Source organism: Streptomyces sp. NPDC017448, assembly GCF_044330565.1.
Classification (GTDB): Bacteria; Actinomycetota; Actinomycetes; order Streptomycetales; family Streptomycetaceae; genus Streptomyces.
In genome coordinates this window covers 228,045-241,665 of the sequence record NZ_JBIRLM010000001.1, presented here as the reverse complement: position 1 = coordinate 241,665, position 13,621 = coordinate 228,045, and the positions used below count along the sequence as shown (strand labels likewise).

Annotated in this window: 10 protein-coding genes; 6 read left to right on the top strand and 4 right to left on the bottom strand. The window is 74.6% G+C overall.

The annotated features are described in order from the left end of the window. Window positions 1-131 precede the first annotated feature (131 nt). Window positions 132-1,403, top strand: coding sequence for an ABC transporter substrate-binding protein (locus ACH4K1_RS00990; protein ID WP_398085135.1), 1,272 nt, complete (start codon window positions 132-134; stop codon window positions 1,401-1,403). Window positions 1,404-1,539: 136 nt separating this feature from the next. Here ACH4K1_RS00990 and ACH4K1_RS00985 read toward each other — a convergent pair whose 3' ends face one another. Next, window positions 1,540-3,132: a hypothetical protein gene (locus ACH4K1_RS00985; protein WP_398085133.1), complete on the bottom strand. Its 1,593-nt coding sequence runs from the start codon at window positions 3,130-3,132 to the stop codon at window positions 1,540-1,542. 188 nt (window positions 3,133-3,320) lie between these two features. Then, entirely contained in the window at window positions 3,321-4,703 is a 1,383-nt protein-coding gene (locus ACH4K1_RS00980; RefSeq protein ID WP_398085131.1) for a transcriptional regulator, read from the bottom strand. A gap of 289 nt (window positions 4,704-4,992) precedes the next feature. Here ACH4K1_RS00980 and ACH4K1_RS00975 point away from each other — a divergent pair, with 289 nt between their 5' ends. The 3 genes from ACH4K1_RS00975 to ACH4K1_RS00965 all read left to right on the top strand — a co-directional run bounded on the left by ACH4K1_RS00975 (window position 4,993) and on the right by ACH4K1_RS00965 (window position 8,401). Beyond that, on the top strand, window positions 4,993-5,679 hold the full coding sequence (locus ACH4K1_RS00975) for a bifunctional DNA primase/polymerase (protein WP_228989868.1): 687 nt from the start codon (window positions 4,993-4,995) through the stop codon (window positions 5,677-5,679). A gap of 257 nt (window positions 5,680-5,936) precedes the next feature. Beyond that, entirely contained in the window at window positions 5,937-6,767 is an 831-nt protein-coding gene (locus ACH4K1_RS00970) for an ABC transporter ATP-binding protein (protein ID WP_398086534.1), read from the top strand. Further along, entirely contained in the window at window positions 6,764-8,401 is a 1,638-nt protein-coding gene (locus ACH4K1_RS00965) for a transporter (protein ID WP_398085128.1), read from the top strand. Before ACH4K1_RS00970 ends, ACH4K1_RS00965 begins: the two co-directional genes overlap by 4 nt. A 78-nt stretch (window positions 8,402-8,479) precedes the next feature. Here ACH4K1_RS00965 and ACH4K1_RS00960 read toward each other — a convergent pair whose 3' ends face one another. After that, complete coding sequence (locus ACH4K1_RS00960) at window positions 8,480-9,418, bottom strand: alpha/beta fold hydrolase (protein ID WP_398085125.1); 939 nt, start codon at window positions 9,416-9,418, stop codon at window positions 8,480-8,482. A gap of 949 nt (window positions 9,419-10,367) precedes the next feature. Beyond that, window positions 10,368-11,060: a metal-dependent transcriptional regulator gene (locus tag ACH4K1_RS00955; RefSeq protein WP_228989693.1), complete on the bottom strand. Its 693-nt coding sequence runs from the start codon at window positions 11,058-11,060 to the stop codon at window positions 10,368-10,370. A 266-nt stretch (window positions 11,061-11,326) separates the two neighbouring features. Here ACH4K1_RS00955 and ACH4K1_RS00950 point away from each other — a divergent pair, with 266 nt between their 5' ends. Together ACH4K1_RS00950 and ACH4K1_RS00945 are read left to right on the top strand one after the other, a co-directional pair. After that, window positions 11,327-12,082 carry an SIS domain-containing protein gene (locus tag ACH4K1_RS00950; RefSeq protein ID WP_228989692.1) on the top strand — a complete coding sequence of 252 codons (756 nt, stop codon included), beginning with the start codon at window positions 11,327-11,329 and terminating at the stop codon, window positions 12,080-12,082. 200 nt (window positions 12,083-12,282) lie between these two features. Further along, window positions 12,283-13,563: a hypothetical protein gene (locus ACH4K1_RS00945; protein ID WP_398085121.1), complete on the top strand. Its 1,281-nt coding sequence runs from the start codon at window positions 12,283-12,285 to the stop codon at window positions 13,561-13,563. Window positions 13,564-13,621: the final 58 nt, after the last annotated feature.

Genomic DNA, 13,621 nt, shown 5'->3' with positions numbered 1-13,621 from the left:
TGCTGCACGGTCGTCGATCGTACGTTCCTTCCCGCCTCCTCCGTACGGGCCCCCGCAATTCACCTCGACGTCACCGAGCGTTGAGGGTCGCACACCGCGCCGTTACCCGGAGGGGGGAACAGTCGGGGCCCATGAGCGGACGGCGACGCCCCACCTCCTCCCGCCCCTTGTCGGGCGTCATCAGCGCGACGGCGGCGGGGGCGGTGCTGCTGTCCGGCTGTGGCGTGCTCCCTGGGACCTCGGGGGGATCCAGGGAGCCCGTCACGGTGATGACCTGGGCCCCCGACCGCGCGGAGAACATCAACGCGGCGAAGGAGGCCGGGGTTCCCGCCATGGCGCAGACGTACGCCCGCTGGGTCAACGACACCGGCGGCATCGACGGCCGCGAGCTGCGGGTGGTCGTCTGCGACGAGGGCGACACCACGCTCGGCGCGGAGCGGTGCGCCCGGGAGGCGGTGGAGAAGAGGGTGGCCGCCGTCGTCGGCTCCTACAGCCGCCACGGCCAGAGCTTCATGCCCGCGCTGGAGGCGGGCGGCGTCCCGTACATCGGCGGGTACGGGGCCTCCCCCGAGGAGTTCAGCAGCTACCTCTCGTACCCCGTCAACGGCGGCCAGCCGGCCCTGCTGGCCGGTCACGGGCGGCAGCTGGGACGCAGCTGCGAGCGGGTTTCGCTGGTGCGCCCCGACTCGATCGGCGGCGACGGGATGCCGCCGCTCCTGAACAACGGACTGCTCGCCGCCGACCGGCCCGCCTCCACCGACATCGTGGCCCCGCTGGACGCCACGTCCTACGACGAGCAGGCCGCCCAGGCGCTGCGGGGGTCCGGCGGGGGCTGTGTGACGGCGGTGCTCGGCGCCGGTACGGAGACCTTCTTCGACTCCTTCCGGCGGCTGGAGCCGGACGGCGGGCGGGTCAGGATCTCCTCCGTGCTCGGCAGCGTCAGCCAGCCGCTCATCAACCGCACGGGCGGCCGGAACAGCCCCTTCGAGGGCGCCTACGTCACCGGCTGGTACCCGGACGCGAAGAACCCGCGCTGGAAGCAGATGCGCGAGGTGGTCGCCACGTACGCCTTCGGGGACAACCGCATCGACCCGGACGACACCGCGGTGCAGACGACGTGGATCGCGTACACGGCGCTGCGGGCGGCCGTCCGGGCGGTCGGCGACGAGGACGTCACCCCGGGCCGGCTCACCGCCGCCCTCAACCGGGGCGTCGAGGTGGACACCGGCGGCCTCACCCCGAAGCTCCGGTGGCGCTTCGAGGACCTGGTCGGCACGTCGGGCTATCCGCGCATCGTCAATACGAAGGTGACGTTCCAGGTGGTCCGGGACGGCCGCCTCACCGCTCAGAGGAAGGGCTTCGTGGACGTCCAGGAAGCCCTGACGGACGCCCCGCGCGGTTAGGACGCGTCGGGCGCGCACGGCGCCGGGCCGCGCGGGAGCGAGGCCCGCCGGGCCCCCTCCCCCGGCCTCCCCCGGCCTCCGGCGCGCCCCGGCGGCGCGGGCGCGGCACCGCGCGAGGCGCGGCGCCCGCCCCCGTCTACAGCTCGGTGTACGCGTGCTTGGTGAGGCCGTACTTCCCCGCGATCGCGTTCCAGAGCCGGGACGCCTCGCGCTTGGCCTGGGTGGCCACCCCGCTCTGCTGGTTGCCCTTGGCCGTCTCGTTCGTCGACCGGGCGTGGCCGCCCTTGCAGACGGACTTGTTCTTCTTGGCCTGCCGCGCCCAGGTGGCGTAGTGCTCGTCGGCCGCCGCCGACGCCTTCCATGCCCGGTTCAGCGCGGCGACCAGCTCCGCCTGCTGCGGAAGCTTGTCCACGGTCAGCCCGTCGAGCCGGGTCACCAGGTCGCGGCGCTGCCGGGCGGCGCCCTGGAGGTCGGCGTTCGCCCGGTCCAGGTCCTTGCAGGACTTGATCTTCTCCACCGCGCTGATCACCGCCGCCCGGCTGTCGTTGCTGTCGGCCAGCAGCTTGTCCAGCTCCTTGGCCTGCGGCTCGGCCGGGTCGGGGGGCGCGGCCTCGGTGGTGGGGTCGGCGGCCTGCGAACTCTGCGAGGCGACCGGCTGCTTGTCGTCGTCCGGGCCGTCGCCGCCGCTCATCAGCGCGCCCGCGCCGAGACCGATGACCGCGCAGCCGACGACGACGGCGGCGATCAGCGGGATGTGGGCGGACCGCCGGCGCGGGGCACCCCCGTCGTGGTGGGCCGCCCCGGCCTGCTCCGGGCGGCCCTGGAAGCCCTGGGCCCCGGAGTCGTAACCGCCGCCGGGCCCCTGCGGCGGACCGCCCTGGGGCTGGGGGCTCTGCCGCTGGTACGGGGGCGGGGACGGGTGGCCCGCGTCGAACTGGGGCAACTGCTGGGTGGCGCCCGCCGGTTGCTCCGAACGGAACAGGTTGTCGAACTCCGCGGGCGGCTGCCGGTCCTCCGGCGCGCCCGGCCTGATCCCGTACGGGGCGCCGCCGGGCACCGGGGGTATGTACTGGGTCGCGTCGGCGTCCCCGCCGCCCGGCCGGGGCGCCACGGGGCCGGGACCGCCGGGGACGGGCGCGATGTACTGCGTCGCGTCCGCGTCCCCGCCGGGAACCCCCTGACCGCCATGGCCGCCCTGGCCCCCGTAGCTTCCCGGTCCCCCCTGCGCCCCCGGCCCGGCCTCCGGCGGCAGCGGCTGCGCGTACGGCAGCGGCTGGGACGGGGGCTGGGAGGGATCGTGCTGCTGGTACTGCGGGGCGTACGGCGAGGAGGGTTGCGGGGCGTGCTGCTGAGGCTGCGGGTACGCGCCGGGCTGCTGCGCCTGCGGGTACGCGCCGGGCTGCTGGTACCCCTCCGCGGGCCCCGGCTGCTGGTACGCCCCCCGGTCCCCCTGCTGCTGCACGGGCGGCAGGGGCTGCGCCGGCGGGTAGCCGTAGCCCCCCTGTGGCTGCTGGTCCGACTGCTGGGGCTGCTGGGGCGCGGTGGACTGCGGGCCCCAGGGCTGCCCCCACGGCTGCCCGCCGGCGGGCGTCGCCTGGTCGCCCCGGCCTTCCCGCCCGGCCGCTCCCGGGGTCCAGGGGGGTCCGCCGTCGGCGGGCAGCACGACACCCTCGTGCGCGGGTCGTGCGGCGGGGAGCCGCTGCTCGCCGTCCTGTCCGCTCTGCGTCACCGGGACTCCTACGTGTGAACCTACGGAATCGTCGGCTCACGCTATCGGGTGCCCGCCCGCCTCCGCCAAGCGCGTGGTGCCCCTCACCGCCCCTTCACAGGGCGGGTAACATCCCTCGGCCCCACGGCGCTGTTCATGTCCGGACCGCCGCCGGCACGGTCCGGACAGCGCCGGCGGCCACCTCTTCCTCACGCCGCCTGGAGCTCCAGGCGCTCGCCGAACTCCCGTACCGCGGGGTCCTCGCCGAAGGGGGCCAGCCGCTGCTGGAGGTCGTCGAGGTATTCGGCGCCCCGGCTGGAGCGCACCGTCGCCAGCAGCTCCATCGCCCTCGTCCCCGTGTGGCAGGCCCGCTCCACCTCGCGCTGCTGGACCTGCGCCGACGCCAGCAGCACCAGCGCGATGCCCCGGCGCCGGGCGCGGGTCTCCGGCAGCGCCGCCAGCGCCTCCTTGGCCCGCCGGGCCGCCTCGGCCGCCTGCCCCAGGTCCCGGTGGCAGTGGGCCAGTTCGTCCGCGAGGTACCCCGCGTCGAAGTGCCGGATCCAGACCGGGTCGTCGCCGGTGTCCGGGTCGGCCTGCTCCAGCGCGGCGGTCGCGCGCGCCGCCACCGCCTGGCAGGTCCGGGCGTCCCCGAGCAGTGCGTGGCCCCGGGCCTCCGCCGCGTAGAACATCGCCTGCGCGCGGGGGGTGACCTGCCCCCGGGCCCCTTCCTGGGCGGCGCGGGCCAGTTGGGCGATCTCGCGGGGGTTGCCGAGCTGGGCGGCGAGGTGGCTCATCGACGCGGCGAGCACATAACCGCCGTACGCGCGGTCGCCCGCCGCCTGCGCGAGCCGCAGCGCCTGGATGTAGTAGCGCTGGGCCAGCCCCGGTTGGCCGGTGTCGACCGCCATGTAGCCGCCCAGCTCGGTGAGCCGGGCCACCGCGGCGAACAGCCGCCGCCCCACCTGTTCGCGGTACGACCCCGAAAGCAGCCCGGAGACCACGCTGTTGAGGTAGTGCACGAGCACCGGCCGCACATGGCCGCTGCCGAAGCGGTGGTCGAGGTCGGTCAGGGACGCGGTCATCGCACGCACCGCCTCGACGTCGGCCATCCCGACCCGGGCCCCCGCCGTCCGCTCGACCTGCGCGTCCGGGCCCGAGATCAGCCAGTCCCGGCTGGGTTCGACCAGCGCGGAGGCGGCGACCGCCGACCCGGTGAGCAGGTCGCGGCGGCCCACGTCGCTGCGCCACAGCTCGCAGACCTGCTCGACGGCCCCGGCGACGGTCGGCGCGTACTGGAGGCCGACGCCGGACGCCAGGTTCTTGCCGTTGGCCATGCCGATCTCGTCGATCGTGACCGTCCGGCCGAGCTTGCGGCCCAGCGCCTCGGCGATGACCCCCGGGGCCCGGCCGCGGGGCTGCTGTCCGCGCAGCCACCGGGCCACGGAGGTCTTGTCGTAGCGCAGGTCGAGCCCGCGCTCGGCCCCGACCATGTTCACGCGGCGCGCGAGGCCCGCGTTGGAACAGGCGGCCTCCTGGATGAGCGTCTGGAGCCGTTCGTTGGGCTGGCGGGCTACGAGAGGCCTTGCAGCCATATGTCCCCCTGAAACATCGGTTATGCGCGGTGATCGGTGGAAGGGATCACTGCCCGGCACATACACAAGAAATGCGCATATTCCTTCGTCATTCGGTACGGACGTGGCGCGTCGCACCACGGCGCCGGGTCCGGTGCGGGCCCGGTCTCGGTCCTGGGGGTGGTTACCCGGACTTCGGCGCCACGCCTCATGCGCGCCCCCGCCCGTGCTCCGATGCGCCCCGCGTGTGGGGGCGGTGCGCCGGTCCCCGGTTCAGGGCAGGCCGTAACCCCTGGTGACGAAGGGAGTTGTGCTGGTCGTGGAAGAGCCCATCGGAGTCACGGAAGCCGCGCAGGTCCCCCAGCAGCGGAGCGAGCCGCTGCTCGACGCCGCGGTGCGGTATGCGGAAGAGCGTCACTGGGACGTGTTCCCCGGCGCCTGGCTGGAGGCGGTGGACGGTGCGGAGCGGTGTTCGTGCGGCGACGCCGGCTGCGCCCTGCCCGGGGCCCACGCGGACCGGCCGGACTGGGCGGGCCGGGCGACCGGCAGCGGGGCGGCGGCCCGGCGGATGTGGACGCGGCAGCCCCGCTCCTCGGTGCTGCTGCCGACCGGGCGCGCGTTCGACGCGCTGGAGGTGCCGGAGTCCGCGGGCTTCCTGGCGCTGGCCCGGATGGAGCGGATGGACCTGACGCTCGGCCCGGTCACCCGCACCCCCGACCGCCGGATGCTGTTCTTCGTGCAGCCGGGGGCCGCCGCCAAGGTCGCCGACCTGGTGCGCGCGCTCGGCTGGAACGCGGAGGCGATCGACCTGACCGGTCGCGGCGAGGGCCACTACGTCGCCGCCCCGCCCACCCGGGTCGGCGGCAGGGGGGCCGTGCAGTGGGCCCGCAGGCCCAACCACGCCAACCGATGGCTGCCCGAGGCGGGGGAGTTGATCAGCCCGCTGGCGTACGCCTGCGCCCGCGAGGCCGCCGACGCCCGCGCCCGGACCGCGTAACACCCGGGCCGCGGACCGCCCGGACCGCGTAGCGCCCGGGCCGCCGGCCCGTCCGAAACATCAGAACCGCCCAAAACAACCGAACCATCCGAAACAACCGAACCATCCGAAACAACCGAACCGTCCGAAACATCAGGACCACCCGGACCGGCCGGAACCGGGGCCCGTCGCCCCTTGCCGGGCAGCCGGGCCTCACAGGGCGTCCGGGGCCTTTCGTAAGGTGTCCTCACCACGTGGGGATATCGAAAGGCTGTGCCATGCCGGACCGGGCGGATGCGCGTACGGAGACAGACGGCGCCGGGGCGGACGGTGCGCGGGAAGCGCTGCCCGCCGTGCGCGTCCAGGGGCTGTGGAAGCGGTTCGGGGAGCAGGTCGCCGTCTCGGGGATCGATCTGGAGCTGCCCGCGGGGAAGTTCATCGGTCTGGTGGGGCCCAACGGGGCGGGCAAGACGACGACGCTCTCGATGGTCACCGGTCTGCTGCGGCCCGACATGGGGAAGATCGAGGTCGCGGGCCACGACGTGTGGAGCGACCCGGTCGAGGTGAAGTCCCGGATCGGCGTCCTGCCCGAGGGGCTCCGCCTGTTCGAGCGGCTTTCGGGGCGTGAACTCCTCGCCTACAACGGCAGGTTGCGCGGACTGCCCGGTGACGAGGTCGACAAGCGGGCCACGCAGCTGCTGGACGTCCTCGATCTCGCGGGCTCGCAGCACAAGCTGGTCGTGGACTACTCGACCGGCATGCGGAAGAAGATCGGGCTCGCGTCCGCCCTGCTCCACAACCCCGAAGTGCTGTTCCTGGACGAGCCGTTCGAGGGCGTCGACCCGGTCTCGGCGCAGACCATCCGGGGCGTGCTGGAGCGCTACACCCGGTCCGGGGCGACCGTGGTCTTCTCCAGCCATGTGATGGAGCTGGTCGAGTCGTTGTGCGACTGGGTCGCGGTGATGGCGGCGGGCCGGATCAAGGCGCAGGGCACGCTGGAGGAGGTCCGCGGCGACGCCTCCACCCTCCAGAACGCCTTCCTCGAACTGGTCGGCGCGGGCGGCCGGGACACCGGCGACTCCCTCGACTGGCTGGGCGGCGCCCGATGAGCGTGCTGGACGCCCCGGTCTCCGCGGCCGCCCCGGCCGCCCCCACGACGGGGCTGACCCCGATCTTCGTCCGCCTCAAGCTGACGCTGCTGCGCAACGGGCTGCGGCAGTCCTCCGGGCGCCGGGCGGCCTTCGTCGCCTCCCTCGTCTTCGCCCTCCTGCTCGCGGCGGGCCAAGTGCTCGGCCTGGTCCTGCTGCGCGGCAACGAGCACGCGGGCGCCGTCGTGGTGCTGCTCACCGGCCTCGTGGCGCTCGGCTGGGCGGTGCTGCCGCTGTTCTTCCCCAGCGGGGACGACACCCTGGACCCGACCCGGCTGGTGATGCTGCCGCTGCGGCCCGAGCCGCTGATCCGGGCCCTGCTGGTCTCCTCGATGATCGGCATCGGGCCGCTGTTCACCCTGTGCCTGGTGGTCGGTTCGGTCCTCGCGCTGGCGCACGGGACGGCGGGCGTGCTGTTCGCGGTGGTCGCCGTCCCGCTGACGATGCTGCTGTGCGTGGCGCTGTCCCGGGCGGTGACCACGGCCAACGTACGGCTGCTGAACTCCCGCAAGGGCCGCGACCTCGCGGTGCTCAGCGGGCTGGTGATCGCGGTGGGCCTCCAGTTCGTCAACTTCGGCGCGCAGCGGCTCGGTCAGGCCGGCGGGCTCTCCACGCTGGAACCGGTGGCGGACGTGGTGCGCTGGCTGCCCGGGGCCTCCGCCGTGGCGTCGGTGGACGCGGCCTCGGACGGCTCGTACGGGGCCGCCGCCGCGCAGCTCCTGATCACCGCGGCGGCCCTGGCGGTGCTGATGCGGCTCTGGCAGCGGAGCCTGGTGAAGCTGATGACCGCGCCGGACGGTTCGACCCTGACGGCGGCGGAGCCGGACCGCACGGGTTCCGGCCGGCGCGGGCTCTCGGCGGTGCTGCCCGAGGGCCGTACGGCGACGGTGATGCAGCGGAGCCTGCGGTACGTGGCGCGGGATCCGAAGACGAAGGCCGCCTGGGTGACCGCGTTGGCGGTGGGGGCGATCGTGCCGCTGCTCAACGCGGTCCAGGGCACCGGCTCGGTCTACTTCGCGTGCTTCGCCGCCGGGATGCTCGGCATGCAGATGTACAACCAGTTCGGCCAGGACACCTCGGCCTTCTGGATGGTGGCGCTGACGATCTCCTCGACCCGGGACGCGTACGTCGAACTGCGGGCGCGGGCGTTCGTCCTGCTGCTGCTCACCCTGCCGTTCACGCTGGTCGTCTGCGTGGCGACGGCGGCGCTGATCGGTGACTGGCGGTCGCTGCCGGGGGCGCTCGGCCTCTCGTTCGCGCTGCTGAGCGCGATGCTGGCGACGGGGGCGGTGGCGTCGGCGCGGTTCCCCTACTCGATTCCGCAGGAGGGCGCGTTCAAGAACGTGGTGCCGGGCCAGGGCGGCCTGGCCTGGATCTCGATCCTCGGCGGGATGGTGGCGGCCGCGGTGCTGGCGTCGCCGGTGATCGCGGCGACGGTCTGGATGCACCTCTCGGACCACCACGACGCGTTGTGGTTCATGGTCCCGGGCGGGCTGGCGTACGGGGTGCTCATCGGCTGGGCGGGGCTGAGGATCGCCGCCCCGCGCACGGCGGACCGGCTGCCGGAGATCCTGGCGGCGGTCAGCAAGGGCTGAGCCGCCGGAGCGGTCCCGGCCCTACGGGGCGGCCTCGGGCCTACAGGGCGGCCTCGGAACTACCGGGCGGCCTCGGACCTACGGGGCGGCCGGCTCCCGGTCGTCCCGGTCGCCCCGGTCGCCCGGGCCGTCCCGGTCGCCCCGGTCGTCGTGCCCGGCCTCGGCCAGCTGGTCCAGGAAGGGCTCCACCGCGGCCCGCCAGCCCTCCGGCTGGTCGTAGTGGACGAGGTGCCCCGCGTCCGGCACCTCCGCGTACCGGCCGCGCGGCAGGACCCGGACCATCTCCTGGGCCTCGGCCCGGCCCAGCTCCCCGTCGATGCCGCGCAGGACCAGAGTGGGGCACCGGACCTGGGCCAGCTCCTCCCAGTGGGCGTCGTAGACCCAGCCGGCGCGGGTGTGGAGCATCTGGCGGCGGGAGAAGACGGGCCGCCAGCCGTCCTCCCGCTCGGCCATCACCTCGGCGTAGAACGCGCCGCGCGAGGGGCAGGGCCGCTCCACCCAGGGATCGTCCTCGCCGAACCACTTCCGTACGTCGGCGAGGGTGGCGAACGGCAGCGGCCAGGCGTCGAACCAGTCGCTCCACTCGCGCTGGGAGGCGGCCCCGAGGGCGGAGGCCCGCATGTCGCAGACGACGAGGGCGCGGACGAGGTCGGGGCGCTTGGCGGCGAGCTGCCAGCCGGTGAGCGCTCCCATGGCGTGGCCGATGACGGTGACCGGGCCGAGCCCGAGCTGTTCGATCGCGGCCGCGGCGTCGGCGACGTAGGCGTCGCGGGTGTACGGACCGTCAACGGGCTTGTCGCTGCGGCCGTGGCCCCGCTGGTCGAGGCCGACCGCCCGGTACCGCTCGGAGAGCCAGCGGGCGGTCGGGGCCCAGTGCGAGGCCCGGCCCATCAGCCCGTGCAGCAGTAAGACCCCGGGCGGCCGGTCCGCCTCGGTGGGCCCCTTGGGCGGCTCGGCGAACTCCCATGCCGCAAGGCGTACGCCGTCGGTACCGGTCACGTCGATGCGCCGCACCATCGTCCTGGCACCCCCTTCTGGTCCTCGGTCTGGCCGCGATCACCGTGTGGTCGCGCCGCCAGGCTATCGAACTTGTATTCGAAAACGGGGTTTCGTCATCCAAGACCCCACGTTCGGGTGACACCGGTCAAGGATTGGTGCCGATCGAGGTGGGGAGATCTTCATCGGGAGGCGGGCCGCTCGGGGACAGGGGCCTGCGGGAACTGACCTTGAGAGCTCGGGGCTCCAGGTCAGCACAGGGGAGGAACGGCCCCGGCGCCCTCGGACGCCGGGGCCGCCCCCTGCCCGGGGACGGCGCCCGGCACGGCGGCTTCCGGCGGCTTCGACAACGATGGCAGGCGACGGCCCGGCGGCCTCGGGGCGGGCCGGAACGGCCTCGGCCTCGGCCTCGGTCTCTTCATAGGCGGGGACGGCCTCCGCACGGGCGAGGAAGAGCCACGCACGGCCCGGGGCGACCGGTCCCGTACCGGCCGGGGCGGCGGTCCTCGTACGGGTGGGAGCAGCCCGCCGCGTGCCGGCCGGGATCAGGGCGTTCGGCAGCGCGCCGGGCACCGCGCGGTTCGCGTGACGGTACGACGGGCGCATTCCCCGCTCCCTCCCCGACCGTGCCGACCGGAGCCGGCCGACACCCTCAGGTCCTCTGTCCGGCCTCAGCCTGGCACGGGAGCCGCCCGCCCCGCTGCCCCTTCGGCCGGGAAATCGGTGTCCGCACATCACGGTTGTGTTGCCGCCGGAGCACGGACCGCAGCGCCGCCGGGCGGTGCGCTGAGGGCCGCCCCGCGGCGGCGGCGCGGGGCGCCCGGCGGCGAGGGACACCGGCGCCGCCCGACGGGGCGTCGGCCGCGGGCGAGGGAGGGGTCGCACCCGGCGACAGAGCCTCACCACGCCTCACCACCGGGCGGCGGCGTCGGGGCCGCACCTCCCGGCCCCGACGCCGCCCGACGGGGTGTCAGCGCTTGGCGACGAAGACGTGCGAGGCGACGTCGGCGCCCAGCTCGGCGGCCTCGCCGCTGGAGCCGACCAGCACCCCGCCGGGCGACTCGGTCACGCTGACGACGGCCCCGGGCTGCACCCCGGCCCTGCGCAGCGTGTACATCAGCTGGGCGTCGGTCTGGATCGGCTCCCCGATCCGCCGCACCACCACGGTCTTGCCCTCGGTGCCCGGGTCCAGCTCGGCCAGGCTCACCATGGAGGCGTCCAGGAACGGGTCGGCCTCGGCCTTCTCGCCCAGCTCCTCCAGGCCCGGGATGGGGTTCCCGTACGGCGACTCCGTGGGGTGGCGCAGCAGCTCCAGCACCCGCCGCTCCACCGCCTCGCTCATCACGTGCTCCCAGCGGCACGCCTCCGCGTGGACCTGCTCCCACTCCAGGCCGATCACGTCCACGAGCAGGCACTCGGCGAGCCGGTGCTTGCGCATGACGCGGGTGGCGAGCCGGCGGCCCTCCTCGGTCAGCTCCAGGTGGCGGTCGCCCGCGACCTGGACCAGGCCGTCGCGCTCCATACGGGCCACCGTCTGGCTGACGGTCGGACCGCTCTGGTCCAGCCGTTCGGCGATGCGGGCGCGCATGGGGACCACGCCTTCCTCTTCCAGTTCGAGGATGGTGCGGAGATACATCTCCGTGGTGTCGATCAGTCCGGACATTCGTGCCCCTCGATGCTGTGACTAGAAAACGTCGTGCGATGGCCCTGCGCCAATTCTGACGCATAGGGCCGACAACCGTGCCGCCCGCGCGGAAGACCGCCGGAAGAGGGCGCGGGCCCGGCTGCCGGACGGTATTGACAGTCCACTGGTCCAGACCGCAACGTGATCGGCGGCACCGGCATTCCCGGCCCGTCGAACACGCCCCGCCCCACCCCGCACGGCCCCGTCCCACCCCGTCCCCATCCCCGTCGAGAGGGTCCTCCCCGATGAGCGACAGCAAGCTGGCCGGTCAGTTCTTCGATGCGGCGATCGGCCTGCTGACGCGGGTACGGGACGAGGAGGCGGAGAGCATCGCCGCGGCGGGCGCCGCGATCGCGGACACCGTGGAGGCGGGCGGCCGGCTCTTCGCCTTCGGCGCGGGCCACTCCTCGCTGCCCGCCCAGGACGTCGTCTACCGGGCGGGCGGCCTCGCCCTGATGAACCTGCTCACCGTGCCCGGCACGGTCGGCGTGGACGTCATGCCCGCCACGCTCGGGTCGGCGCTGGAGCGGGTGGACGGGCTCGCCTCGGCCGTCCTGGACTCCAGCCCGGCCACCGCCGGGGACCTCCTGGTGATCGTCTCGCTCTCCGGGCGCAACGCCCTGCCGGTCGAGATGGCGCAGAACGCCCGCGCGCTCGGCCTGAAGGTCATCGGCCTGACCTCGGTCGCCTACGCGGAGAACACCCGGTCCCGGCACGCCTCGGGCGGTTTCCTGCGGGACCACTGCGACATCGTGCTGGACAGCAAGATCGCGATCGGCGACGCGGAGCTGACGGCCCCCGGCGTCGACGCCCCCTTCGCCCCCGCCTCGACCGTGGTGACCAGCGCGATCATGCAGGCGATGCTGGCCGCTGCCGTGGAGCGGTTGGTGGACCGGGGTGTCGAGCCGCCCATGCTGCGCTCGGGCAACGTCGACGGCGGCCACGAGTGGAACGGCCGGGTCATGACGGAGTACCGGGACCGGATCTTCTACCGCCACTGAGACGGCTCCCGGCGCGGCTTCCCCGGCCCCGGCCTTCAGGGGCGGGCAGCCGCGGAGAGCCGTGCGACACGTTGCCGGAACCCGGCAGGCGCCGGCCTCTGCCGCTGCCCGCCGCTGCCCTTGTCCTTCCGATCCCTCCCGGCACAAGCTGTGAGCGGGCCGTAGGGGCGGCCCGCTCACGAGACGTTCAGGGGGGCGGGATGAGACATGTGCCCGTGTTCCGGTGGCTGCTGGCCGCCGGGCTGGCGCTGACCGCGTACTCGGCGGTCCTGTACGCCGGCGCGCCGGACCTTCCCGAGCTGGAGCAGGTCGAACTGACCGTTCTGGAGGAGAAACCCGACGGGTCGTGCAAGGTCGCCTACGCCAACCCCTTCGCCTTCGACGACGAGCGGGAGGCGCCGTACCGCTGCGACGCGCGCCGCAGCTCCTCGCTGAAAGCCCCGGAGTACGACGAGATCACCGGTTTCGGATGGGACAGCGGGTGGGTGGTCGCCGAAGGTCCGGACCGGGGCGAACTGTTCTCCATGGACGAGTACGACGAGAAGAACGGCCGGCAGACGGAACGTTCCGACGTGCTGGTGGCGGTCGGGCTGCCCCTGGCCGCTCTCGGCGTCGTCGGCGGCAACGTCCGCTCGCTGCGACGGGCGCGCGGCGTGCGCCCCCGGCTCCACCGCCGGGCGGTCCGACTCAAGGACGCCGCCGAGTTGGTGGCCGAGGACCACCGCCGGGCCGTGGAGGCCGTGCGGACGGCCTGGGCCCCCCTGCACCGGGAACTGGTGGACGGGGAGCTGGCCCGCGTTCCGGTGAGCCGGCTGCGGGGCGCGGCCGAGCAGCGGCTACGGGCCCGGGAGCTGGAGCAGGGCGGCGTCCGGACCGTACGGGACGTGCTCGACGCCGGGACGTGGGCGCTGGCCCAGTTCCTCGGCATGGAGAGGGGCACGGCCGAGCAGACGGTGGCCGCCGCCCGCCGGACGGCCGACGAGGTGGGCCGGAGCGTGGCGGTCCGGCTCGACGCGCTCCCGCCCGAACCACGCACCACCGCCCTCCTCGCCGCGCTCCGCGTCCTCGTGGACGCCGGCCCGGACGCGCCCAGCGCGGCGCGCGCCGGTGCGGAGCTGGCCGCGCGGCTGAAACCGCTGCTCATCGCCGTTGAACCCGCTGCCGGGGTACGGGAGATGCTGCGGACCTCGCCCCACGAGCGCGAGCACGTCCTGGCCGCGTCGAACGAGCTGCGCCTCGTGCTGGCCGAGGCCGAACAGGCGGGCCTGGCCGAGCGGTTCGGTCAGGCATCGGTCGACCTGCTGCGCGGCCCGGACGCGGAGGAACTGGCCACCTGGGCGGACTTCGAGGCCCGGCCGAAGCGGTACTACGAGGCACTGGCGGCGGCCGTGGAGGGGCCGCGGGAGTCAGAGGCCCCGGAAGCTGCTGCTCCCCGCCCCTTCGACTGCGCCGGGTCGAGGCGCCGCCGCAAGCACGCGTGAGCGGGGAGGGCCCGGGGCGGCGGGCATGGGGCCGGGAGGCGCGGGGACTGGAGGCGCG

What these genes read in the sequence shown, in the direction of transcription:
- ACH4K1_RS00990 (WP_398085135.1), top strand. Translation starts at nt 132, where the DNA reads ATGAGCGGACGGCGACGCCCCACCTCCTCCCGCCCCTTGTCGGGCGTC.
- ACH4K1_RS00980 (WP_398085131.1), bottom strand. Translation starts at nt 4,703, where the DNA reads ATGGCTGCAAGGCCTCTCGTAGCCCGCCAGCCCAACGAACGGCTCCAG.
- ACH4K1_RS00970 (WP_398086534.1), top strand. Translation starts at nt 5,937, where the DNA reads ATGCCGGACCGGGCGGATGCGCGTACGGAGACAGACGGCGCCGGGGCG.
- ACH4K1_RS00965 (WP_398085128.1), top strand. Translation starts at nt 6,764, where the DNA reads ATGAGCGTGCTGGACGCCCCGGTCTCCGCGGCCGCCCCGGCCGCCCCC.
- ACH4K1_RS00960 (WP_398085125.1), bottom strand. Translation starts at nt 9,418, where the DNA reads ATGGTGCGGCGCATCGACGTGACCGGTACCGACGGCGTACGCCTTGCG.
- ACH4K1_RS00955 (WP_228989693.1), bottom strand. Translation starts at nt 11,060, where the DNA reads ATGTCCGGACTGATCGACACCACGGAGATGTATCTCCGCACCATCCTC.
- ACH4K1_RS00950 (WP_228989692.1), top strand. Translation starts at nt 11,327, where the DNA reads ATGAGCGACAGCAAGCTGGCCGGTCAGTTCTTCGATGCGGCGATCGGC.
- ACH4K1_RS00945 (WP_398085121.1), top strand. Translation starts at nt 12,283, where the DNA reads ATGAGACATGTGCCCGTGTTCCGGTGGCTGCTGGCCGCCGGGCTGGCG.